This window comes from Paraconexibacter algicola (assembly GCF_003044185.1).
In the GTDB taxonomy this organism is placed as follows: domain Bacteria; phylum Actinomycetota; class Thermoleophilia; order Solirubrobacterales; family Solirubrobacteraceae; genus Paraconexibacter; species Paraconexibacter algicola.
On the sequence record NZ_PYYB01000006.1, the window covers coordinates 1 to 21,304 of the forward strand.

Annotated in this window: 19 protein-coding genes and 3 tRNA genes; 15 read left to right on the forward strand and 7 right to left on the reverse strand. The window is 72.8% G+C overall.

Annotated elements, in window-relative coordinates; translation table 11 throughout:
* Nucleotides 1–2,192: MobF family relaxase (gene mobF, locus C7Y72_RS22045; protein ID WP_107571374.1), on the reverse strand; the 2,192-nt coding region annotated here is incomplete at its 3' end.
* Between the two features lie 303 nt (nucleotides 2,193–2,495).
* Between mobF and C7Y72_RS22050 the strand changes: the two genes are divergently transcribed.
* Entirely contained in the window at nucleotides 2,496–3,374 is an 879-nt protein-coding gene (locus tag C7Y72_RS22050) for a hypothetical protein (RefSeq protein WP_158277003.1), read from the forward strand.
* On the opposite strand, the gene C7Y72_RS22055 is transcribed toward C7Y72_RS22050, so the two are convergent.
* The 3 genes from C7Y72_RS22055 to C7Y72_RS22065 all read right to left on the reverse strand — a co-directional run bounded on the left by C7Y72_RS22055 (nucleotide 3,371) and on the right by C7Y72_RS22065 (nucleotide 5,406).
* A complete protein-coding gene (locus tag C7Y72_RS22055; protein WP_107571376.1) occupies nucleotides 3,371–4,591 on the reverse strand; it encodes an ApeA N-terminal domain 1-containing protein in 1,221 nt (406 codons plus the stop codon). The genes C7Y72_RS22050 and C7Y72_RS22055 overlap by 4 nt on opposite strands.
* 225 nt (nucleotides 4,592–4,816) lie before the next feature.
* A tRNA-Gly gene (locus C7Y72_RS22060) sits at nucleotides 4,817–4,890 on the reverse strand.
* Between the two features lie 171 nt (nucleotides 4,891–5,061).
* Nucleotides 5,062–5,406 (reverse strand): hypothetical protein, encoded by a 345-nt coding sequence (locus C7Y72_RS22065; protein WP_107571377.1) that lies wholly within the window; start codon nucleotides 5,404–5,406, stop codon nucleotides 5,062–5,064.
* 276 nt (nucleotides 5,407–5,682) lie between these two features.
* Between C7Y72_RS22065 and C7Y72_RS22070 the strand changes: the two genes are divergently transcribed.
* The gene (locus tag C7Y72_RS22070) at nucleotides 5,683–6,189 is read left to right on the forward strand and encodes a hypothetical protein (RefSeq protein ID WP_107571378.1); all 507 of its coding nucleotides are present in this window, start codon (nucleotides 5,683–5,685) and stop codon (nucleotides 6,187–6,189) included.
* Nucleotides 6,190–6,235: 46 nt separating this feature from the next.
* On the opposite strand, the gene C7Y72_RS22075 is transcribed toward C7Y72_RS22070, so the two are convergent.
* Nucleotides 6,236–6,308, reverse strand: a tRNA-Val gene (locus tag C7Y72_RS22075).
* Nucleotides 6,309–6,393: 85 nt separating this feature from the next.
* On the opposite strand from C7Y72_RS22075, the gene C7Y72_RS22080 reads away from it, so the two are divergent.
* Together C7Y72_RS22080 and C7Y72_RS22085 are read left to right on the forward strand one after the other, a co-directional pair.
* Nucleotides 6,394–6,464, forward strand: a tRNA-Cys gene (locus C7Y72_RS22080).
* Entirely contained in the window at nucleotides 6,465–7,013 is a 549-nt protein-coding gene (locus C7Y72_RS22085; protein WP_107571379.1) for a macro domain-containing protein, read from the forward strand.
* Here the strand turns inward: C7Y72_RS22085 and C7Y72_RS22090 are convergent.
* Nucleotides 7,010–8,098 (reverse strand): aminotransferase class V-fold PLP-dependent enzyme, encoded by a 1,089-nt coding sequence (locus C7Y72_RS22090; RefSeq protein WP_107571380.1) that lies wholly within the window; start codon nucleotides 8,096–8,098, stop codon nucleotides 7,010–7,012. The genes C7Y72_RS22085 and C7Y72_RS22090 overlap by 4 nt on opposite strands.
* 41 nt (nucleotides 8,099–8,139) lie before the next feature.
* Nucleotides 8,140–8,748 (reverse strand): transglycosylase family protein, encoded by a 609-nt coding sequence (locus C7Y72_RS22095; protein WP_199224030.1) that lies wholly within the window; start codon nucleotides 8,746–8,748, stop codon nucleotides 8,140–8,142.
* Nucleotides 8,749–9,034: 286 nt separating this feature from the next.
* Here C7Y72_RS22095 and thrS point away from each other — a divergent pair, with 286 nt between their 5' ends.
* From thrS to C7Y72_RS22150, 11 genes are all read left to right on the forward strand, one after another.
* Nucleotides 9,035–10,960, forward strand: coding sequence for a threonine--tRNA ligase (gene thrS / locus C7Y72_RS22100; RefSeq protein ID WP_107571381.1), 1,926 nt, complete (start codon nucleotides 9,035–9,037; stop codon nucleotides 10,958–10,960).
* A 75-nt stretch (nucleotides 10,961–11,035) separates the two neighbouring features.
* Complete coding sequence (gene infC, locus C7Y72_RS22105; RefSeq protein WP_107571382.1) at nucleotides 11,036–11,824, forward strand: translation initiation factor IF-3; 789 nt, start codon at nucleotides 11,036–11,038, stop codon at nucleotides 11,822–11,824.
* A gap of 131 nt (nucleotides 11,825–11,955) precedes the next feature.
* The gene (gene rpmI, locus C7Y72_RS22110) at nucleotides 11,956–12,156 is read left to right on the forward strand and encodes a 50S ribosomal protein L35 (protein ID WP_107571383.1); all 201 of its coding nucleotides are present in this window, start codon (nucleotides 11,956–11,958) and stop codon (nucleotides 12,154–12,156) included.
* On the forward strand, nucleotides 12,153–12,518 hold the full coding sequence (gene rplT, locus C7Y72_RS22115; protein WP_107571384.1) for a 50S ribosomal protein L20: 366 nt from the start codon (nucleotides 12,153–12,155) through the stop codon (nucleotides 12,516–12,518). The genes rpmI and rplT overlap by 4 nt, the downstream gene beginning before the upstream one ends.
* Nucleotides 12,519–12,595: 77 nt before the next feature.
* Nucleotides 12,596–13,327, forward strand: a complete 732-nt coding sequence (locus tag C7Y72_RS22120; RefSeq protein WP_158277004.1) for a TrmH family RNA methyltransferase — start codon at nucleotides 12,596–12,598, stop codon at nucleotides 13,325–13,327.
* On the forward strand, nucleotides 13,320–14,411 hold the full coding sequence (pheS, locus tag C7Y72_RS22125; RefSeq protein WP_107571386.1) for a phenylalanine--tRNA ligase subunit alpha: 1,092 nt from the start codon (nucleotides 13,320–13,322) through the stop codon (nucleotides 14,409–14,411). Before C7Y72_RS22120 ends, pheS begins: the two co-directional genes overlap by 8 nt.
* Nucleotides 14,408–16,939, forward strand: a complete 2,532-nt coding sequence (pheT, locus tag C7Y72_RS22130) for a phenylalanine--tRNA ligase subunit beta (RefSeq protein ID WP_107571387.1) — start codon at nucleotides 14,408–14,410, stop codon at nucleotides 16,937–16,939. Before pheS ends, pheT begins: the two co-directional genes overlap by 4 nt.
* Nucleotides 16,932–17,990 (forward strand): N-acetyl-gamma-glutamyl-phosphate reductase, encoded by a 1,059-nt coding sequence (argC, locus tag C7Y72_RS22135; protein ID WP_233243963.1) that lies wholly within the window; start codon nucleotides 16,932–16,934, stop codon nucleotides 17,988–17,990. The genes pheT and argC overlap by 8 nt, the downstream gene beginning before the upstream one ends.
* Complete coding sequence (argJ, locus tag C7Y72_RS22140; RefSeq protein ID WP_107571389.1) at nucleotides 17,987–19,240, forward strand: bifunctional glutamate N-acetyltransferase/amino-acid acetyltransferase ArgJ; 1,254 nt, start codon at nucleotides 17,987–17,989, stop codon at nucleotides 19,238–19,240. The genes argC and argJ overlap by 4 nt, the downstream gene beginning before the upstream one ends.
* Entirely contained in the window at nucleotides 19,237–20,100 is an 864-nt protein-coding gene (gene argB, locus C7Y72_RS22145; protein WP_107571390.1) for an acetylglutamate kinase, read from the forward strand. Before argJ ends, argB begins: the two co-directional genes overlap by 4 nt.
* Entirely contained in the window at nucleotides 20,097–21,293 is a 1,197-nt protein-coding gene (locus C7Y72_RS22150) for an aspartate aminotransferase family protein (RefSeq protein ID WP_107571391.1), read from the forward strand. Before argB ends, C7Y72_RS22150 begins: the two co-directional genes overlap by 4 nt.
* Nucleotides 21,294–21,304: the final 11 nt, after the last annotated feature.

Consider the following 21,304-nt stretch of genomic DNA (forward strand, 5'->3'; position numbering starts at 1 on the left):
CCCTGTCCACCGAAACGGGGGAACTCCACTTCGTGGGCGTAGTGCGCGGGGAGCTTGAGTTCGCTGTGGTCGTCGAGGCGGATGAGGACGCCGGTGCGGTCCGCGCGTTCGAGCTGTCCGGCTTGGCCGTTGTGGACGCCGAGTCGGCGGTCGTTGTGGGTGGTAATGACGCGGTCCCCGACGGCGAACGCTCGGTCCTCGGTCGTGAGGGCGTCGGGACCGAGCTGGCCGGCGGCGCGGAGGTGCTGGCGGGCGCGGGCGTTGAGGTCGGCGACGTCGCTGCGGCGGTTGGCGAGCATGAGCGAGCTGCCGCCGTGCTCTTCGCGGTCGGTCCACCAGTCCTGGACGAGGGCGTCGCGGGCGCCTGGTGCGGTGGGTGCGAGGACGACGCGGTCATGCTCGAGGTAGGCCCGTACGAAGTCCTCGACCTTGCCGTTACGGAGCTGGGCGAGCGCGTCGCGGTCCCAGGGTTCGCTTTGGCGGCGGACCTCGTGCAGCTCGCTGGTGGGTCCTTGTTCGGCGAGGGCGCGGAAGGCGCCGCCTGCGTCGATCTCCGGGAGCTGGCGGTCGTCGCCGACCAGGACGATCCGTCCGTTGGCCTGGAGGGCGGCGTCGGTGAGGGCGGCGAGGTCGCGGGTGCCGACCATTCCGGCCTCGTCGACGATCAAGACCGATCCAGGCTGCAGCCGGGCGGAGCCATCGAGCGCGAGCCGCAGGCGGGCGATGGTGGTGGTTGGGAGGGCGGCCTGGTCGCGCAGCTCGCACGCCGCCCGAGCCGACAGCGCACACCCGAGGACGGGAACGCCGGCTTGTTCCCATGCGTCGCGGGCCGCGTCGAGCGCGAACGTCTTGCCGGTCCCAGCCGGCGCACGGAGAACCTGGACCGAGCCGGGGCCGCTCGTGATCTGGCGGACGGCGTCGACCTGTTCGTCGCTGAGCGTCGGGCGGTCGCGGATCGCGCGCTCGGTCGTCTCGGCGGGGGAGGCTGCGTCGCAGCGGTCCGTGGTTCGGCTGGCTGCGTCGAGCAGTCGCTTCTCCGTTTCGAGGAGCTCGTGCGTGGTCCAGCGGCCGTCGTCGAGCCCGGCGATCTCCGGCCGGGCGAGCAGCAGTTCGGCCCGCCGCTCGACGTCTTGCGAAGCAGCGCCGGCCCGGGCGTGTTCCGCGAACGCCCGTACGACGTCGCGACGGTCGAACGAGGACGCCTGGGCGGTCAGTCCCTCGGGGCCGAGGAGCCGGCGGATCTCCGACTCGATGTCGGCCGGGGTGAGGAGCGGGGCGGGCTCGCGATGCAGCAGCGCTGGGATGTCGCGCTCGCGGATGCCGCACGCTCGCGCCCGCTCGCGCCACTCCTCGCGGAGGCTGCGGTGGTCGACGTCGTGGGGCTTGGTGCGCCTGGTGTCCAGCGCGGCGACCTGGGCGGCGCGGGCGGTGTGCTCGCCCCGCTCGTCCATCGTCGCGAGGATCTCCGCCCGCCGCCGACTGAACGCCTCGACCGCCGACCTCGACACCCCTTCGATGTCCGCCGTCCCGCTGCGCACCGGCTGCCACCGCACCCCAAGCCGATCACTCAGCTCCTCACGCAACGCCGCCTGGTAGACGTAGCCGGCCGTCTTGGCGTGCGCATAGATCGCCCGGCCGAACAGCGCGGTCCAGCGGCCGTCTGGACCCTGAGCCTGGTTAGCGACGACGACGTGTGTGTGGAGCAGCGGGTCGCCGGCCCGGGAGGTCCGGTGGCGGAACGCCGCGGCGACGAACCCGCGGCCTCGGAGCTGGACGGCACCGCCCTTGCCGCGGCGCACGATGCACGCCTCCCGCTCCAGGTACCCGAGCGCCTCACGGACAGCGGCCTCGTGTCCGTCCCGGACCTGTGCCGAGACGTCCTCTTCGGCGATACCGAAGACCAGGCCGACGCTCTTGGGAGCTTTGAAGCAGAGATCGAACCCCGCAACCGAGCCAGGCTTCAGCTCCGTGCGCAGTTGCTTGCCGGTCGCCGGATGCTGGGCGGCCAGTAGCCGGGTGACGCCGTCCTCGGGGACCTGTCCGCGGAGGCCGAGGTCCTCGGAACCGGAGCCCGTCCATTCGCCGGGAGCCTCGCCCACACCGGCGTAGTAGTCCTCGGCTCCGGAGGCGACCTGACGGACGTAATAGCGGCCGGCATCGGGGGCAGCTCCAATTTTTCCGAGAGAAAGCATCTCTCTCTATGTCGCGCGAGTCGCCAACTACTCCCCCCTGAGTTCTGGGAAGGGGACAAACCAGAGGCGGCTTCGGGGTACTCAAGCGAACCCGATGACCTACGGCTGCCGCCGGGGGTAGCGCCGTTCGGAGGGCCCGGCGCGCCGCAGCTGCTTTCACCGACTGGGTGAAAGTCTGTGCCTGGCCGTTTCAGGGAGCTGAGAGCGCCTGACTGGACGGGGGCTTGGGGGCCGGGGCGACCCTAAGCTGGGTCCATGAGGTTCGGCTATGGGTGCGGGTCGGTATAGGCGATGGCTAGTGAGTTGACGGCGGAGAACCTTGATCGGGTCCTGACCTGGCTGATGGGCTTGGACCGGCCGCTACAGATGGGCCTAACACCGGAAGCCCGCGTTGACGAGCTCGGTCTTACTGAGCCGGAGGTGGACGACCTTCTCCGCGAGGCGGTGAGCCTCGGACTCCTCCGGGCGGACCGAGCCGACTACGGCCACACCGTTCGTTGGGTCCGCCTCGAGCTGACGCCGGCGGGCCTGCGCCATTGTGGACAGTGGCCGCCTCAAGGACGCGAGCACCACGCAGGCCCATGGGACGACGGCGACTGGGGCCGGACGTGCGTGCCGATCCTCCGCCGGGTGCAGAGCAGCGGCTTTCGGGGTGACCTGTTGCCGGGGCTCTACGTGGGCGCGTCGCCGGAACAATGGCGACAGACACTCGCTGCGCACGCGCTGCGCGAGGCCGGCTACCTCGACGGCTCGGACCAGGACAACCGCGCGATCTCGGCACTGCGCGTCAGCGCGCTAGGTCGAGAAGCACTAGATCCTCGTCCGCGTGATCCGCTCGATGAAGCGATTTTGTTGTTGAGGTCCTCGGCGACCAGTGCCGTCGTGCAAGCCGTTGAGGTGGCGCTTGGCAACCGGCTCCGTGCGCTGGACGAGCATCACTCCGAGTCTCGCGCGGAGCGGAGCGCGCCGCGGCTCTTGTCCACTCTGAACGATGAGCTGACCGGGAAGAACGGGCCGCAGCTCTACGGCAAGCACTGGAAGAAGACGATCGAAGCGGTGCTTGCCGTCAGGAACGAGTACGCCCACGGCCGGGGCGATGCACTGCCGGACGATGTCGCGGTGTGGGTCATCTCGACCGTCCGGCTTCTTCTAGCGGAGCTGCCTTTGCCCGATCCCGGTTAGACCAGAGGCCACGAGGCGTAGTGACGTTCCAGGAGCGTCTGGCGCTGGCCCTTCCGGATCCCGAGATTGCGCAAAAGGCACGCTTGCATGAGCGCAGCGACCCGCCGAGTCGAGACGACCATCTGATCCTCGACCTGCGCTCGCCGAGCGTCGTCGACGTTGTTGAAGTGCGCGACGTAGCCGCGCGTGACCCCGATGAGATCGAGCGCCGGGTTCGTGCAACCGGTGAGCGAGGAGTCAAGTTGGCTGTACGTCCGGAGTTTCTTCAGGTCCGTCGTCTTGTGTCGGATCTCCGCGTACCGTTCGATGGCAGAGAACACCGTGAGGAATCTTCCGGGCGAGAACGAGTTGCCCTCGTTCGCGTGGTCGCCGAGGAGATCGAGCGCCGGCCAGACCTGTCGGTGCAGTCGCCACCAAGCGCGAATCGCCTTTGGGTAGTCGATGAGCTGGTCAGCCCCGAAGAGCTGCCGGCGTTCCCATTCACCTTTCAGAGGCGGACGACCTTGCCGCCATACCTCGATGCGCAAGGGTCGATCGACGTCAACGTAGATCTCCCGGGTCAGGTCGTCCGGCCGGTCGGCCGCGAGCGCCATCAACGCTCGCAGGGGCTGAGCGTGCTTGCTCATCAGTGCAGCGATCGTTTGCGGTCGGCGCGGATTGACGACCATCACGGCGTCGGTTCTGGACCAAAAGTCCGAGCGGTGGCCGTACGGCGACGTGTCGCGATGCCCGCAGAAGACCAGTTCGGCGCCGGGCACATCGACGCGATCACGTGTCGTCGGCTGAAACTCGACACGCAGGGTGGGGTCGTCGGCCGAAGGGAGATTGGCCAGATGGATCCCGCTGTCGTCCCGCCACTGAGAGAGGGCGGCCGTGCCGTAGATCGCGCGCGGCCAGCGATCCTCAGGGAGGACCTGAGCACCGTACGCCAGCGTCGAGCATCTGATGTGCGTCGGATGGTCGAGTAGCTGCATCCTGCTGACTCGGCAGTCGAAGAGACTCACCTCGCCACCGTTCCTGAGCAAGCCGTGAACGCCGAACGGAAGAGCGTCGAACGATCGAGGAAACCCACTGGCGTCGTCGATCAGTTCCAGCGTTGCGCCGTCCCGAGCCGACCAGCGGAGGACTCCAGGGACAACGTCCTCGGTGCCAATGACCTGGAACCGTCCAACGACTACTTCCCCGGCGAGAAGGGCTTCCCGATCTTTCTTACTCACGAAGCGAGCGTAGTACGGCCCGAGATCCGCGCCACCGAGAACAAGTCAGCGTTGACGCGCCAGCGTTGTCTGCGAACCAGAGGCAATCGAATGGGGCTCGAGGCGACCTCGGCCAGTTGGCTTTCGAAAACTTGGTCCCGAGTTTGGGGACCAAGTTTCGGGACCAATTGTTCCGAACTCTCGCTCGGCCAAAAAGAAAACCCCGCCGGGGCGGGGCTTTCGTCAAGCGGCTGAAGAGACTCGAACTCTCGACCTTCTGCATGGCAAGCAGACGCTCTAGCCAACTGAGCTACAGCCGCAAGGTGGCACGGAGTATAGACGAGCGCGACGGAGCTTGACGGCTCGTGGATGCACCGGGGCGACAGGGCCCGGAACGGCCGATGGCCGCTCGGGGGAGAGCGGCCATCGGTCGAGGGTGGGGCGGCGCGGCGGGGGAACGGCGCCTGCCCCTCGGGGCGCGCTGAAGGGGGTCAGCGCTGCGCCATGCTCCGCTGCGCCACCAGGGGGGTGTGGCGCGGGAGCGCGACGAGGGTGCCACCGGCGGTGGCGCTGCTGCCCGTGGGCGCCGTCACGACGTCGCGACGGGGCAGCAGGTAGATCTCGGCGTCGAGGTCGAGCTGCTCGGGGACGACGATCGCCGGGGACGGCATGCGCACCGCGGGCGTCGCGGCGACCGGGGTGGGCGCGGCGGCCGGTGCGACGGAGAGGTCGAGCGTCACGGCCGTGGCGGGCGTGCTGCCGGCGCGGAAGCCCGTGAGGTTCAGGACGAGCAGTGCGAGCGGCGTGACGATCGCGAAGAGGAAGAGGTACTCCATGGCGTGTCTCCGGGAGGGGGTGGGTGGTCGCCCCAGGCTGCCCCCAGAGCACGAGGCACATACCACCACCGACCGGGGTGCGCGCCCACCGTCGGCCTGGACGGTTCTGCGGTCGAAACCGGGGCCGTCCGCCCGGTGGACCGGGGCCACCCGATCGGATGAGCGTCCGGTCGTCCCACCGTCATGAACGGGCTACGTCAATTTGCCACGGCCCCCGAACGACCTGGGCGCGGAGCGCCGACGATCCCGCGTGCGCTCCCGCACCGTACCCGGCGCATGGATCGCACGACGGCAGAGGGGATCGCCCGCGCCTGGGCCGACAGCCCGGAGCGGCGGTCGGAGGCGCACGAGGCCGGGCTCGGGCTCGTGCAGCGGATCGCGTCCGGCCTCGCCCAGCTGCCCGTCGAGCCGCGCAGCTGGGCGGTCGTCCCGCGCGTGACGCCCGAGCGGGAGGCGGTCGACGGCGACGTCACCGTCCTGCTCCTCACCGACACGGCGCTCGTGAGCTGCGAGATCGACGTGCCGCGCCTGGAGGCATGGGAGATCGCCCTGACCGCGTTCCCGTTCCCGCTCGCCGTCCTGCAGTGGGCCGTCGTCGTGCAGTGGTTCGGCGCCGGCGAGGAGCCGTTCACCGAGCGTCACGTCACGGTGCTGCAGAGCGGCGAGGCGACCGTCGCGGTGCTCGGCGACGAGCGGCTCGAGGGCCGGGAGCCCGACCGCGAGGCACGCGCGTTCCGGGACGCGGTCGTCGCCGCGATCGACGCGGCCACCCCGACCGGCTGACCGACCCCGGAACGGAGAAAGCCCCGCGGCTGCGGGGCTTTCCGAGTGGGCGATACTGGGCTCGAACCAGTGACCTCCTGCTTGTCGAGCAGGCGCTCTCCCAGCTGAGCTAATCGCCCCTGGGGTGCAGGAGAGTAGCAACCCGCGCGCAAACGTGGCGCGCCGCGTGACGCGTGGTCCGGGCGCTAGGCTGTGCGCGCACCTGGCGACGTGGCGGAGTGGCTACGCAGCGGCCTGCAAAGCCGTGTACACCGGTTCGATTCCGGTCGTCGCCTTTGTCGCGGATCACCCTGCATCTCGGCGACATCACCACGGACGGGGAGGCGGACGTCCTCGTGAACGCGGCCAACTCCGGACTGCTCGGGGGCGGCGGCGTCGACGGCGCGATCCACCGCGCGGCCGGGCCGGAGATCCTGCCTGAGTGCCGTGCCCACGGCGGTTGCCCGACCGGGGAGGTGCGGGTGACCTCCGCCGGTCGCCTGCCCGCCCGCTTCATCGTCCACGCGGTCGGCCCGATCTGGCACGGCGGCGAGCGCGGGGAGCCCGAGCTGCTCGCGTCCTGCTTCGAGCGGGCGATCGCCGCCGCCGCCGAGCGCGGCGGTCGCCGCGTCGCGCTGCCGGCGATCTCGACCGGCATCTACCGCTACCCGCTGGAGCGCGCCGCCCACGTGGCGCTGACCGCCACCGCGCGGGCGCTCGCGCGGCACCCGGAGGTCGTCGAGGCGCGCTTCTGGCTCTTCGACGAGCGGGCGCACGCGACGTTCGCGCGCGTGCGCGACGACCTCGGGCTCCAGGAGGGTCCTGTTTCTTCAGGACCCCTCTAGGCGATCGCGGCGAGCAGCCGCTTGAGGTCCGACTGGTCGTTCCACGCACCGACCGACGCGCGGACCCACGGCAGCCCGGCGAACGACCGCACGGCCACGCCCCGCTCGGCGCAGGCGGCGACGACCGCGTCCGGGTCCTCGGCCTTCCAGCTGACCAGGGTGCTGCGGCCCCGTGGAGCGACCTCGTGGCCCCGCTCGGCGAGCTGGTCGGCCAGGTCGGCGGCGAGCGCGGCGGCACGCGCGTGCACGTCCGCCCAGCCGGCGTCGGCGAGCACGTCGTGCGCGGCCACGCCGGCCAGGTACGCCTCCGCGGAGGTGGCGAACGCGTCGTGGGCGCGCGCGTCCGGCCAGGGCCGCGCCTCCAGGCCGGCCGAGGGCTCGGACAGGTGCGCGTAGGTCGGCATGTGCACCATCACCCGCTCCTGCCAGTCCGGGGAGATCCACAGCAGGCCGAGCCCGACCGGGCCGCACAGCCACTTCTGGCCGGCCGCGGCGTAGAAGTCGCAGCGCAGCGCCGCGACGTCGACGGGCACCGCGCCCGCCCCCTGGGCGCCGTCGAGCAGCAGCGGCACGTCCGCGGGCCGGGCGGCGAGGTCCTCCGGGGCGAGCTCCCCGGTGGCCCAGTGCACGTGGGAGCACGCGACGAGCTTCGTGCGCCGGCCGATGTGCGCGGCGATCCTGCGCAGCGGCACGACCTTCACCGTGATGCCGCGCAGGCGCCGGGCGGCCGACAGCGGGCCGAGCAGGCCGGGATGCTCGTCGTCGGCGGTGACGATCTCGTCCCCCGGACGCAGGTCCAGGCCCGCGATCACCCGCGCCATGCCCTCACTGGTCGAGGCGGTGACCGCGACGTCGTGCGGGGACTGCGCGCCGACGAGCTCGCCGTACCGCGCGCGCAGCTCCTCGCGAGCCTCGCCCAGGCGCGGGTAGTAGTCGGCCGACCGGCCCTCCTCGGCGGCGCGCAGGGCGCTGTCGGCCCCGCGCTGCAGCGCCTCGGCGGCGAGCGGGCCGCAGGTCCCCGCGTTCAGGTAGGCGACCCGCTCGAAGACGGGGAAGTGGGCGCGGAGGGTGGAGGCGTCGGGCACCCGGCGAGCATACGACGGGCGCCCGACCGTCCCCGGGTGGCTCAGCCGCAGACCGGCCAGGGGGACGCGCCGGCGCGCGCGTAGAGCATCGCCGCGCGGCGGTCCTGCTCGAGCTCGGGCGCGGCGGCCGGGTCGCCGCTGCCGCCGACGCTCGCCCACGTGCCCATGTCGAACTGGTACTTGCCGCGGTACCGGCCGCCGCCGCCGATCGCGCGCGGGTTCCCGCCCGACTCGCAGGCGGCGATCGACGCCAGCGCCGCGGGGATCGGCACGGCGGGTGCCCCGCCGGTGCGGCGCAGCGTCCGGATCTGCCGGCGCACGCGGGTGATGCGACGCTCGAGCCGCTCGACCGACCAGTCGTCGATGACCGCCCGGTAGGCGCGGGCGCGGAAGCGGCCGTCGCGCAGCGCGGCCGCCTTGCGGCCGAGTCGCACGGCGCGGTCGGTCAGCACCTCACGCGCGTGGTCCTCGAGCGCGTCGTGCACGACCGTGCCGTCGGGGACGGGCAGGTCGATGAGCGGGACGGTCGCGGTCGCCGGCGCGGTGGCGGCGGGCGCCGGGAGGGCGGGGGCGGCGAGCGCGGCGGCTGCGGTCGCGGCGACGGCGGTCAGGCCGAGGCGGCGGGGGACGGGGTTCGTGGTGGGGGGCATGTGCGCATGCACGTCCTTTCGCGGCCGGTGGGCGGGCATGCGGGCGCACGCCGGCCCGGGCCGGTCGGTGGGCGACGGTGCAGACAGGGACGGAGCGTCTCCTCGTGCCGGCGCAGGCCGGCGGCGCTCACGTCCCTCGGGTGGCGGCGAGACGGTCGCCGAGACCCGGGTTCTGACCCGTCGAGGGCTCGAACCCTAGCGCAAACCGCGAACACGTGTTCGTACGGGTCCGAACGGTCGTGCGCGCGGGGCGGCGCAGGACGTCCGCCGATACGCTGCCACGACGATGAAGGTCACCCTCCCCGACGGCACCGAGCTCGACCTCCCGGAGGGCGCCACCGGCCTCGACGCCGCCGCGGCGATCGGGCCCGGACTCGCCCGCGCCGCGCTCGCCGTCAAGCAGCAGGGCGAGGTCCGCGACCTCGCACGCCCGCTCGTCCCCGACGTGCCGCTGGAGATCATCACCAGGAGCTCCGGGCAGGACGCGCTGGACCTCGTGCGCCACGACACCGCGCACGTCCTCGCGGCCGCCGCGCTGGAGCTCTTCCCGGGCGTGAAGATCTCGATTGGACCGCCGATCGAGCACGGCTTCTACTACGACTTCGAGTTCCCGGACGGCGTGACCCTCACCGAGGCCGACTTCGCGGCCCTCGAGGCGAAGATGAAGGAGCACGTCAAGGCCGACGAGACCTTCGATCGCGAGGAGGTCACGGTCGAGGAGGCGATCGAGCGCTACAAGGCGCAGGACCAGCCCTACAAGGTCGAGCTGATCGAGGACCTGATCACCAACACGGGCGCGCAGACCGTCACGCTCTACACCAACGGTCCGTTCACCGACCTCTGCCGCGGCCCGCACATGCCGTCCACCGGTCGCATCGGCGCCTTCAAGCTGCAGTCGGTCGCCGGCGCCTACTGGCGCGGCGACGCGAACCGCACGATGCTCACCCGCGTCTACGGCACCGCGTTCTTCGACAAGAAGGAGCTGAAGGCGCACCTCGAGCGCCTCGAGCAGGCGAAGGCGCGCGACCACCGCCGGCTGGGTCCCCAGCTCGGTCTCTTCCAGTTCAGCGACGCCGCGCCGGGCAGCGCGTTCTGGCTGCCCGCCGGCACCACGGTCTTCAACGAGCTCGTCGCGCTCTCCCGTGAGATGGGGGAGCCGCGCGGCTACACCGAGGTCAAGACCCCCCAGATCTACGACTCCGAGCTGTGGAAGACCTCCGGGCACTGGGGCAAGTACCGCGAGAACATGTTCGTGACCGGGTCGGAGGGGCGCGAGTTCGGCGTCAAGCCGATGAACTGCCCGGGCCACGCGCACCTGTTCGGCATGCAGCAGTGGTCCTACAAGGACCTGCCCGTCCGCTACTCCGAGCCGGGCCTGCTGCACCGCGACGAGCTCAGCGGCGCGCTGCACGGCCTACTGCGCGTGCGGCACTTCTGCCAGGACGACGCCCACGTCTTCTGCACCGAGGAGCAGATCCAGCAGGAGATCGCCGGCTGCCTGGAGTTCGCGTTCGAGACCTACCGGGTGTTCGGATTCGACGACGTCAAGGTCGAGCTCTCCACGCGGCCGGAGAACCGCCTCGGCAGCGACGAGCTGTGGGACCACGCCGAGGGCGCGCTGGAGAGCGCGCTGCGCAGCCAGGGTCTCGAGTACGAGGTCAACGAGGGCGACGGCGCGTTCTACGGCCCGAAGATCGACCTGCACCTGACCGACTCGCTCGGCCGCTCCTGGCAGCTGGGGACCGTCCAGGTCGACTACCAGATGCCCGAGCGGTTCGGCCTCAGCTACGTCGGCGCGGACAACGCCGAGCACCGCCCGGTGATGATCCACCGAGCGCTGATGGGCTCCTACGAGCGGTTCATCGGCATCCTCATCGAGGACACCGCCGGCGAGCTCCCCGTGTGGCTCGCGCCGACCCAGGCGCTCGTGCTGCCGATCGCCGACCGGCACGCCGACACCGCCCGCGCGGTCCGTGACGAGCTCCGGGCCGCCGGCGTCCGCGCCGAGGTGGACGAGCGCACCGAGTCGGTCGGGCGCAAGATCCGGGAGGCCGAGCTGCGCAAGGTCCCGTACATGCTCGTGGTCGGCGACCGCGAGATGGAGGAGGGCACCGTGAGCGTCCGTCGGCACCGCGAGGGCGACGAGGGCAGCGAGCCCGTGGCGGCCGTCGCGCAGCGGATCGCGGAGATCACCCGCGCCCGCAGTGCCTGAGGCGTTATGCTCCTGGCTGTTGACTGAATTCACTGCCCCCGCCGCGCGCACGATCGCGCCGCGTGTACACAGCTAGTGCCGGTTCCGCGTAGGTTCGACCGGCGCCCGCCCGAGCGGGACACCACCCGCATCAACGAGCGCATCCGCGTGCCCGAGGTGCGCCTGATCGACGAGACCGGCTCACAGGTCGGCGTCATGCGCACCGACGAGGCACTCCGCTACGCGCAGAGCCGCGATCTCGACCTGGTCGAGGTCGCCGCCGACGCGCGCCCGCCGGTGTGCCGCGTGCTCGACTACTCGAAGTACAAGTACGAGCAGGCGCAGAAGCAGAAGGCGGCCAAGAAGCACCAGACGCAGATCACGATCCGGGAGATCAAGTTCCGGCCGAAGATCGCGGAGCACGACTACTCGACGAAGAAGGGTCACGTCGAGCGCTTCCTGCGTCACAAGGACAAGGTCAAGATCACGATCATGTTCCGCGGCCGTGAGGTCACGCACCCGGAGCGCGGCGTGATGATCCTCGACCGCCTCGCGGAGGACCTGAAGGAGCTCTGCGTCGTCGAGCAGCGCCCGATCCAGGACGGCCGCAACATGACGATGCTGCTCGGCCCGAGCAAGGCGGTCCTCGCCGGCACGCTCGAGGAGGACCAGGCGCGGGCGGCGGAAGCCGCCGCGGCCCAGGTCGAGGCCGAGGCCGCCGCGGACGCCGCCGTCGCCGAGCGCGACGAGGCCGCCGCGGCTGAGCAGGCCGCCGACGCGGCCCCTGCCGCGGACGAGGTCGCCTCCGAGGACGCCGCGGCGTCCGAGGAGCCTGCCGCGTCCGACGAGCCCGCCGCGTCCGACGACGCGGCGCCTGCGAGCTAGACGTCCGGATCCGCGCCACCTCCCGGGGTGGCGCGGGCCCCGCCTCGCGGCTCCGCGGAGGGGCCCGAGCGGGACGCCGGGGAGGCGCAGGACGCACCGCGGGTCGTCTCTGGCATACTCCCCCGTCGCCCATGCCGAAGCAGAAGACTCATAGCGGCGCGAAGAAGCGCTTCAAGGTGACGGCGAGCGGCAAGGTCAAGGCCCGCCACTCGCACTCGAGCCACATCCTCGAGAAGAAGTCCCCGAAGCGCAAGCGCTCGTTCTCGAACCCGGTGATCCTCAGCGATCACGACGCCCCGCGCGTCAAGAAGCTTCTGGGGGTGGGCAAGTGACCCGCGTCAAGCGCAGCCTCCACGCGAAGAAGAAGCGCCGCTCCACGCTGGAGCGCGCCAAGGGCTTCCGCGGCGAGGCGAACTCCAACTACAAGCGCGCCAAGGAAGCGGTGATGAAGGCGGACGCGTACGCGTACCGCGATCGCCGCAACCGCAAGCGCGACTTCCGCCGTCTGTGGATCACCCGCATCAACGCCGCCGCGCGGCTCGAGGGCATGACCTACGGGCAGTTCATCCACGGCCTCAAGCTGGCCGAGATCGAGCTCGACCGCAAGGTGCTCGCCGACATCGCCGTCCGCGACCCCGAGACGTTCAAGCGATTCGTCGCCGCCGCCCGCGAGGCGTCGGCTGCTGCTGCCTAGCCAGAAGCGCACCGACACAGACCTTCACGGGCGTCGACTCCTCCGGGATCGGCGCCCTTTCTGTTTTCCGCACCCCCGTGATCATCACCAGCCCCCACAACGAGACGCTCAAGCAGGTCCGCAAGCTCGCCGCCAAGCGGGAGCGGGCACGGGCGGGCGCGTTCGTCGCCGAGGGCGAGGACCTGCTCGAGGCCGCCGACGCCGCCGGCTGGGAGCCGCGCGCCCGGCTGTGCGTCGCCGGCAGCGGCCTGCCCGGGACCGAGGTCGAGGCCGAGCTGCTGCACGCCGTGTCCCAGCTGGGCTCCGGCACCCGCACGCTCGCGATCTACGACCAGCGCTACGCGCCGGCCGCGACCGACGGGCTGACCGTGCACCTGCACGGCGTCCACGACCCCGGCAACGTCGGGACCGTCCTGCGCGCCGCGCACGCCTTCGGGGCGGCGGCCGTCTCGCTCGGGCCCGGCACCGCCGACCCCTACGGTCCGAAGGCGGTCCGCGCCAGCATGGGAGCCGTGTTCGCCACCCCGCTCGTGCGCGCGCACGGCGGCGTCGGCGACCTCCCGGGCGCGACCGTGGCGCTCGTCGCCCGCGCCGGGACCGCGCTACCGCGGCTCGGCGCGCAGCTCGCCGACGGGCCCGTGACCCTGCTGGTCGGCGCCGAGCGCGACGGCCTTCCCGACGACGTCGTCGCCGCGTGCGACCACGTCGCCCACATCCCGATCGAGGGCGAGTCGCTGAACGCGGCGATGGCCGCCGGCGTCGCCCTCTACGAACTGCGGCGAATCCATATGGTGACGAGCGATGAGTGACGTGCTTGACCGGATCGAGGCGCTGCGCGCCGAGGCCCTGACCGCGATCGAAGGCGCCGCCGACACCGCGGCGCTCGAGGATCTGCGGGTCCGGGTGCTCGGGCGCAAGGCGGAGCTGCCCAACATCCTGCGCGGGGTGGCCGAGCTGCCGCCCGAGCAGCGCGGGGCCGTGGGCAAGGCGGCGAACGTCGCCCGCAAGGCGGTCGAGGCCCGGCTCGAGGAGCGCGTCGCGGAGCTCGCCGCCGGTGAGCTCGACGCGCGGCTCGTCGCCGACGCCGTCGACCTCACGCTGCCCGGGGCGCCGCCCCGGCCCGTCGGCCGCCTGCACCTGCTGACGCAGACCCGCCGCCAGATCGAGGACGTCTTCCTCGGCCTCGGGTTCCGGGTCGCCGAGGGCCCCGAGGTGGAGTGGGTCCACTACAACTTCGACGCGCTCAACCACGTGCCCGCGCACCCGGCCCGCAGCCGCTCGGACACCTTCTACGTGCAGCCGCCCGACGGTGGACCCGGACCCGGGCTCGGCTCGCCCGACGAGATCGTCCTGCGCACGCACACCTCGCCGATGCAGGTCCGGTCGATGGAGGCGCAGAAGCCGCCGATCGCCGTGATCGTGCCCGGACGCGTGTACCGGCGCGACAGCGACGCCACCCACACGCCGCAGTTCCACCAGGTCGAGGGCCTGTGGGTCGACGAGGACGTCACCCTCGCCGACCTCAAGGGCGTGCTGCTGGCGTTCGCCCGCGCGCTCTTCGGCGACGAGCGCGAGGTCCGGCTGCGCCCGCACTTCTTCCCGTTCACCGAGCCGTCGGTCGAGGTCGACGTCACCTGCTTCCAGTGCTCGGGCACCGGGGCACTGCCGCGCACCGGCGCCCGCTGCAACCTCTGCAAGGGCACCGGCTGGCTGGAGATCCTCGGCTCCGGCATGGTCGACCCGAACGTCCTGGGCGGCGTCGACGGCTACGAGGACCTGCAGGGCTTCGCCTTCGGGATGGGCATCGAGCGCATCGCGATGCTCAAGCACGGCGTGCCGGACCTGCGCCTCTACTACGAGAACGACCTTCGGTTCCTGGAGCAGTTCGGATGAAGCTTCCCCTCAGCTGGTTGCACGACCACGTCATCCCCGAGCTCGGCACGCGCGAGCTCGCGACCCGGCTCGCGATGACGGGCACGGAGATCGACGTCATCCACCACCACGGCGTCGACGCGCTCGAGCACTTCGTCGTCGGCAAGGTCCTGGAGCGCGCACCGCACCCGGACGCCGACAAGCTCTCCGTCTGCACGGTCGACGTGGGCGAGGCCGAGCCGTCGCAGATCGTCTGCGGCGCGCCGAACGTCGCCGCCGGCCAGACCGTCGCGGTCGGGCGGCCCGGGTCGATCATGCCCGACGGCACGAAGCTCAAGACCGCGAAGCTGCGCGGCGTCGCGAGCGCCGGGATGATCCTCAGCGAGGACGAGGTCGCCATCGCCAGCGACCGCGCCGGCGGGATCATGGAGCTGCCCGACGACCTCGTGGCGGGCACGCCGCTCGCCGACGTGCTGCTGATCAGCGACGAGGTCCTCGAGCTCGAGATCACCCCGAACCGGCCCGACTGCCTCGGCGTCTACGGCGTGGCGCGCGAGGTCGCGGCGGCCACGGGCGCCCCGCTCGGGCCGCCGCCGTGGGAGGCGCCGGCGGCCCGGCCCGCGTTCGACGAGCTGCGCACCCAGGACGCCGCCGGATCCGGCACCGCCGGGGACATCACGATCACCAACGAGGCGCCGGACCTCTGCCCGCGGATGACCTGGCGGCTCTACGAGGACGTCACGCTCGCGCCGTCGCCGCGGTGGCTGAAGGCCCGGCTGACCGCGGCCGGCCAGCGCCCGATCAACAACGTCGTCGACATCACCAACTACGTGATGCTGCTCACCGGCCAGCCGCTGCACGCGTTCGACGCCGACCGCATCGCGGGCGGCACGCTCGTCCTGCGGCGCGCCGCGGACGGCGAGACGATCACGACGCTCGACGAGGTCGAGCGCACCCTCGACGACCAGATGCTCCTGTTCGCCGACGGCGACGGCCCCACGTCGATCGCCGGCGTGATGGGCGGTGCCCGGTCGGAGATCCACGACGCCGGGACCGGCGAGCCGGGGACCTCCCGGCCCACGACCACCCGCGTGCTGATGGAGGTCGCGACCTGGAACGGGCCCAACGTCAACCGCACGATGGCGAAGCTCGGCCTGCGCTCCGAGGCGGGCTCCCGGTTCGAGAAGGGCCTCGCGCCCGAGCAGACGCTCGAGGCGCAGGCCGTCGCCCACCAGCTGATGGTCGAGCTGTGCGGCGCCACCCCGGTCGGCGGCACCCTGGACCTCGGCGGCGACGGCCCGGCCCCCGCGGTCATCCGGCTGCGCGACGAGAAGGTCACCGCCCTGCTCGGCGCGCCCGTCGCGCGCGACCGCTGCGCCGCCGTGCTCACCACGCTCGGCTTCGGCGTCACGCCCGCCGAGGACGGCCTCGACGTGACCGTGCCCGCCTTCCGGCGCATCGACGTGACCCGCGAGGCCGACCTCATCGAGGAGGTCGCCCGGCTCGAGGCGCTCGACACGCTCCCCTCGACCGTGCCCGAGAACCGCACCGGGCACGCCGCGCAGCTCACGCACGCCCAGAAGGTCCGCCGCCGCGCCGAGGACGTGCTCGTCGGCGTCGGACTGCACGAGGTCTGCGGCTGGTCGTTCACCGAGCCCGCCGTGCTCGACCGCCTGCGGATCCCGGCCGAGCACCCGCTGCGCGCCGTCGTGCAGCTCGAGAACCCGATGAGCGAGGCGCAGTCGATCCTGCGCCCGACGATCCTCGGCTCGCTGCTGGACGCGGCCGCCCACAACCGCGCCCACGGCCATGCCGACGTGCAGCTGTTCGAGAGCGGCTCGGTCTACGCGGCCCGCCCCGCCCCGCCCGAGGCCTGGGCCGGCCGGAGGCCCGCGCCCGCCGACGAGCACCACGCCCTCGCGGTGCTCCTGCACGGTGCGGCGGCGCCCGCCTCCTGGCAGGGTGCGGGCTCCCCGGCCCCCGCCGACGTCTTCACCGCCAAGGGGATCCTCGAGGCGGTGCTCGGCACCCTGCGCGTCCCGTTCTCGATCGGGGACGCCCCGGAGGGCGCCTGGCCGTTCCTGCACCCGGGCCGCAGCGGCGCGGTCCTCGACGCGGACGGCGCCCGGATCGGGTTCCTCGGCGAGGTCCACCCGCTCGTCGCGCAGGCGTGGGACCTCGACGGTCCCGTCGCGGCGTTCGCCGTCGACCTCGGCAAGGTCGCCGCGCTCGCGCCCGAGGTCGTCGGCTACCGCGACCTCACGAGCTTCCCCGCGCTGCGCCAGGACCTCGCGGTCGTCGTCGCCGACGACGTGCCCGCCCAGCGCGTGCTCGACGTCGTCCGCGGCGCGGGCGGCAAGCGGCTCGCCGACGTGCGCGTCTTCGACGTGTACCGCGGCGCGCAGCTGGGGGAGGGACGCGTGTCGCTCGCGCTGCACTGCGAGTTCCGCGCCCCCGACCGCACGCTGACCGACGAGGACGTCGCGCCGGTGCGCGCGAAGATCGTCGCCGCGCTCGCCGAGCAGGTGGGAGGGGAGCTGCGTGGCTGACAGCCTGGGCCGGGGGCCCGCCGGCGGAGGTCACGTGCGGTCCTCCGGCACCCCGAAGCGCATCCTCGTCGCCGGGGCCGCCGGGTTCGGGGGCGCCATCACCTGCGCGCTCGTGCACCGCCACCCCGGGCTCGAGCTCGCCGCCGCCACCGCGCGCAGCGACGCGGGCGCGCGCCTGGACGAGGTCTACCCGCACCACCGCGTGCCCGTGGTGCTCGAGGAGCTCGACCTCGACCGGCACGCCGACGGCATCGACGCCGCCGTCGTCGCCTACCCGCACGGGGCGAGCGCCCCGGTCGTCGCCGGGCTGCGCGAGCGCGGGGTCCCGGTCGTCGACTTCAGCGCCGACTTCCGGCTGCGCGACCTGCAGACCTACGAGCGGTGGTACGTGCCGCACGTCGCCCCGCAGCTGCTGGAGGAGGCCGTCTACGGGCTGCCCGAGCTGTACCGGGACGAGCTCCGCGGCGCGGGCCTGATCGCCAACCCCGGCTGCTTCCCGACCGCCGCGCTGCTCGCGCTCGCGCCCGTCGCCCGTGCAGGGCTCGTCGCCGACGTCGTCATCGACGCGAAGACCGGCGTCTCGGGCGCCGGCCGCGGCGCGTCGTGGCGCACGCACTTCTCGCGCGTGGACGAGAACGTCGACGCCTACGGCATCGACGGGCACCGCCACCTCCCGGAGATCCAGCAGGAGCTCGGCGTGCTCGGGGCGACCGCGCCCGTCACGTTCATCCCGCACCTGCTGCCGCTCGACCAGGGCGAGCTCGTCTCCTGCTACGTGACCACGTCACGGCCCGTCACCCAGGCCGACGTCGACGAGCTGTTCGCCACCGCCTACGACGCGGAGCCGTTCGTCGAGGTGGTCGCCACCTCGCCCGGCGTCCGCGACGTGCGCGACACGAACTACGCGCGGCTCACCGCCCGGGCGGACGAGCGCACCGGCAAGGTCCTCGTGTTCTGCGCGATCGACAACGTCTACAAGGGCGCCGCCTCGCAGGCCGTGCAGAACCTGAACCTCGCGCTGGGGCTCCCGGAGACGGCGGGGCTGCGGTGAGCGCCTTCTTCGACTCCCGCTGGGTCGCGGCGCCCGAGGCGGTCATCGTGCTCGACGGGGACGCCCTGCCGCAGGGGTTCCGCGCGGCCGGCGTCGCCGCCGGGATCAAGGAGAGCGGCCTCACCGACGTCGGCCTGCTCGTCGCCGACAGCCCGGAGACAACCAGCGCCGCCCGATTCACCCGCTCCGGCGTCCTGGCGGCCCCCGTCGTCGTGTGCAAGACCCGCACGCGGCTCGACGCCATCCGCGCCGTCGCGGTCAACAGCGGCAACGCCAACGCCGCCACCGGCGGGCGCGGCATGGACGAGGCGGCCCGCATGCAGGGCGCCGCCGCGATGGTCTGCGGCGTGCCCGAGGACCGGGTCGCCGTCGCCTCCACCGGCGTCATCGGCGTGCAGCTCGACGGCCGCAAGGTGACCGCGGGGCTGCTCGCCGCCTCCCACGAGCTGCGCGCCGACGGGCACGGCGCCTTCGGCGAGGCGATCCGCACCACCGACAAGTTCGCCAAGAGCGCCCGGCTGCAGGTCGCGCTCCCCGGCGGCCCCGTGACCATCACCGCCCAGGCCAAGGGCGCCGGGATGATCCAGCCGTCGTTCGCGACGATGCTCTGCTTCGTGCAGACCGACGCGCAGCTCGACGCCGCGACCGCCGACCGACTGCTCGGCGACGGGGTGCGGCGCAGCTTCGACCGCATCTCCGTCGACGGGCAGCTCTCCACCAACGACACGGCGATCCTGCAGGCCAGCGGCGCCTCGGGCGTCGCGGTCGCGGCCGGATCCCCGGACGAGGCGATCCTGCGCGAGGCGCTCGACGCGCTCCTGCGCCAGCTCGCGCTGCTGATCGTCCGCGACGGCGAGGGCTCGCGGCGCGTCGGGCGCGTCGTCGTGCGCGGCGACGACCGCGACGACGCCGAGCGCTGCGCCCGCGCGGTCGCCAACTCGCCGCTGGTCAAGGCGGCGCTGCACGGCGGCGACCCGAACTGGGGACGCATCGCCCAGGCCGTCGGCCTGGCGATGACCGACCGCGCACCCGTCGACCTCGACATCACGATCGAGGGCGTCCCGGTCTGCGCGCGCGGCGCCGCCGTCCCGTTCGACCAGGCGGCGCTCGACGCGGCCGTCGCCGGCACCGAGGTCGACTACGCGGTCGACCTACCCGCCGCGAGCGGCACCCCGGCCGTCGAGGCCGAGGTGTTCTTCAGCGACCTCTCGCACGAGTACGTGACCATCAACGCGGAGTACACGACGTGACCCCCCGGCCCCCTCGCGACCTCGGCACCCTGCTCGAGGCGCTGCCCTACATCCGCGAGTTCCACGGCAAGACCGTCGTCGTGAAGTACGGCGGGGCGGCGATGACCGACCCGTCCCTCAAGGAGGACTTCGCGCGCGACATCGTGCTGCTGAAGTACGTCGGGATCAACCCGGTCGTCGTCCACGGCGGCGGCCCGGAGATCACCGGCTACATGGAGCGCCTCGGGATGGACGTGCGCTTCGTCGACGGGCTGCGCGTCTCCGACGCCGAGACCGTCGAGGTCGCCAAGATGGTCCTCGTCGGCAAGGTCAACAAGGACATCGTCCAGCGGATCGGCCGGCACGGGCAGCCCGCGGTCGGCCTCAGCGGCGACGACGGCCGGCTGCTGCGCGTCTCCAAGCAGCACTCGCCGGGCGGGGCGGACATCGGCTTCGTCGGCAAGATCGACAAGGTCGACGTCGACGTGCTCAACCACATCGCCCAGGACTACATCCCGGTGATCGCGTCGGTCGGCGCGGACCGCGACGGGCAGTCCTACAACGTCAACGCCGACGAGGTCGCCGGTGCCGTCGCCCGCGCGATGGGCGCGTACAAGGTCATGTTCCTCACCGACGTCGAGGGCTGGCTGCGCGACCCCGCGGACCTCGACAGCGTGATCTCCGAGGCGCGCGCCGACGAGGTCGAAGCGGCCCTGACCTCGATCGGCGGTGGCATGCGGCCGAAGCTGCAGTCGTGCCTGGACGCCATCCACGGCGGCGTGTCGTTCGCGCACATCGTCGACGGACGCGTGCCGCACTCGCTGCTGCTCGAGCTGTTCACCGACGCCGGCATCGGCACGAAGATCCGGGCGTCGGCATGAGCGACGCGACCTGCCCCGGCGGTGGCTCCACGGCGGGCGGCGGCCCCTGCCCGCGTGACCGGCACCTGACCGCCAACTACGCGCGCCAGCCGGTGAACTTCGTCCGCGGGCTCGGCGCCCGGCTGTGGGACGCGGAGGGCCACGAGTACCTGGACCTGCAGACCGGTCTGGCCGTCAACTCCGTCGGCCACTGCCACCCGGCCGTCGTCGAGGCGATCGCCGCCCAGTCCGCGCAGCTCATCCACGTCGGCAACCTCTTCTACACCGACCCGATGGTGCGGCTCTCCGCGCGCCTCGCGGAGGCGTCGAAGCTCGGCGACGGCACGAAGGTCTTCTTCACGAACTCCGGGACCGAGGCCGTCGAGGCCGCGCTGAAGTGCGCGCGCAAGCGCCGCCGCGCCGGCACGATCGTCTCCGTCCACCGCGGCTTCCACGGCCGCACCTACGGGGCGCTCAGCGCGACCCCGCAGGAGTCCAAGCAGGCCCCGTTCGCCCCGCTGGTCCCCGGGTTCGTCGCGGTCGAGCCGACGGCCGAGGCGATCACGGCCGCGGTCGACGGCGGGACCGCCGCCGTGATCCTCGAGACCGTGCAGGGCGAGAGCGGCGTCTACCCGCTGCCCGCCGAGGTCCTGCGCGCCGCGCGCGCGGCCTGCGACGCCCACGGGGCCGCGCTCGTGTTCGACGAGATCCAGTGCGGTCTCGGCCGCACCGGTCACCTGTGGGGGTGGGAGGACAGCGGCGTCGTCCCGGACGCGGTCACCGTCGCGAAGGCGCTGGCCGGCGGCCTGCCGATCGGGGCGCTCGTCGCCGGGCCCGCGATGGCCGACGTCTTCGAGCCCGGCGACCACGGCTCCACGTTCGCCGGGGGCCCCGTGCAGTGCGCGGCCGGGCTCGCGGTGCTGGACGTCGTCGGCGACCCGGAGCTGCTGGCGGCCGTGCGGGCCGCCGGTGAGCGCCTGAGCGAGCGGCTGCGTGACCTGCCCGCGGTCACCGAGGTCCGGGGCCGCGGCTACATGCAGGCGATCGAGCTCGACGGGATCGACGCGTTCGCGCTCGTCGGCCGCGCGCTGCAGGAGCAGCGGCTCGTCCTCAACGCCACCTCGCCCTCGACCCTGCGGCTGCTCCCGCCGCTCACCATCGACCCCGCCGACCTCGACGAGGCCACGACCCGCCTCGCCGCCCTCCTCTCCTAGGATCCAGCCCA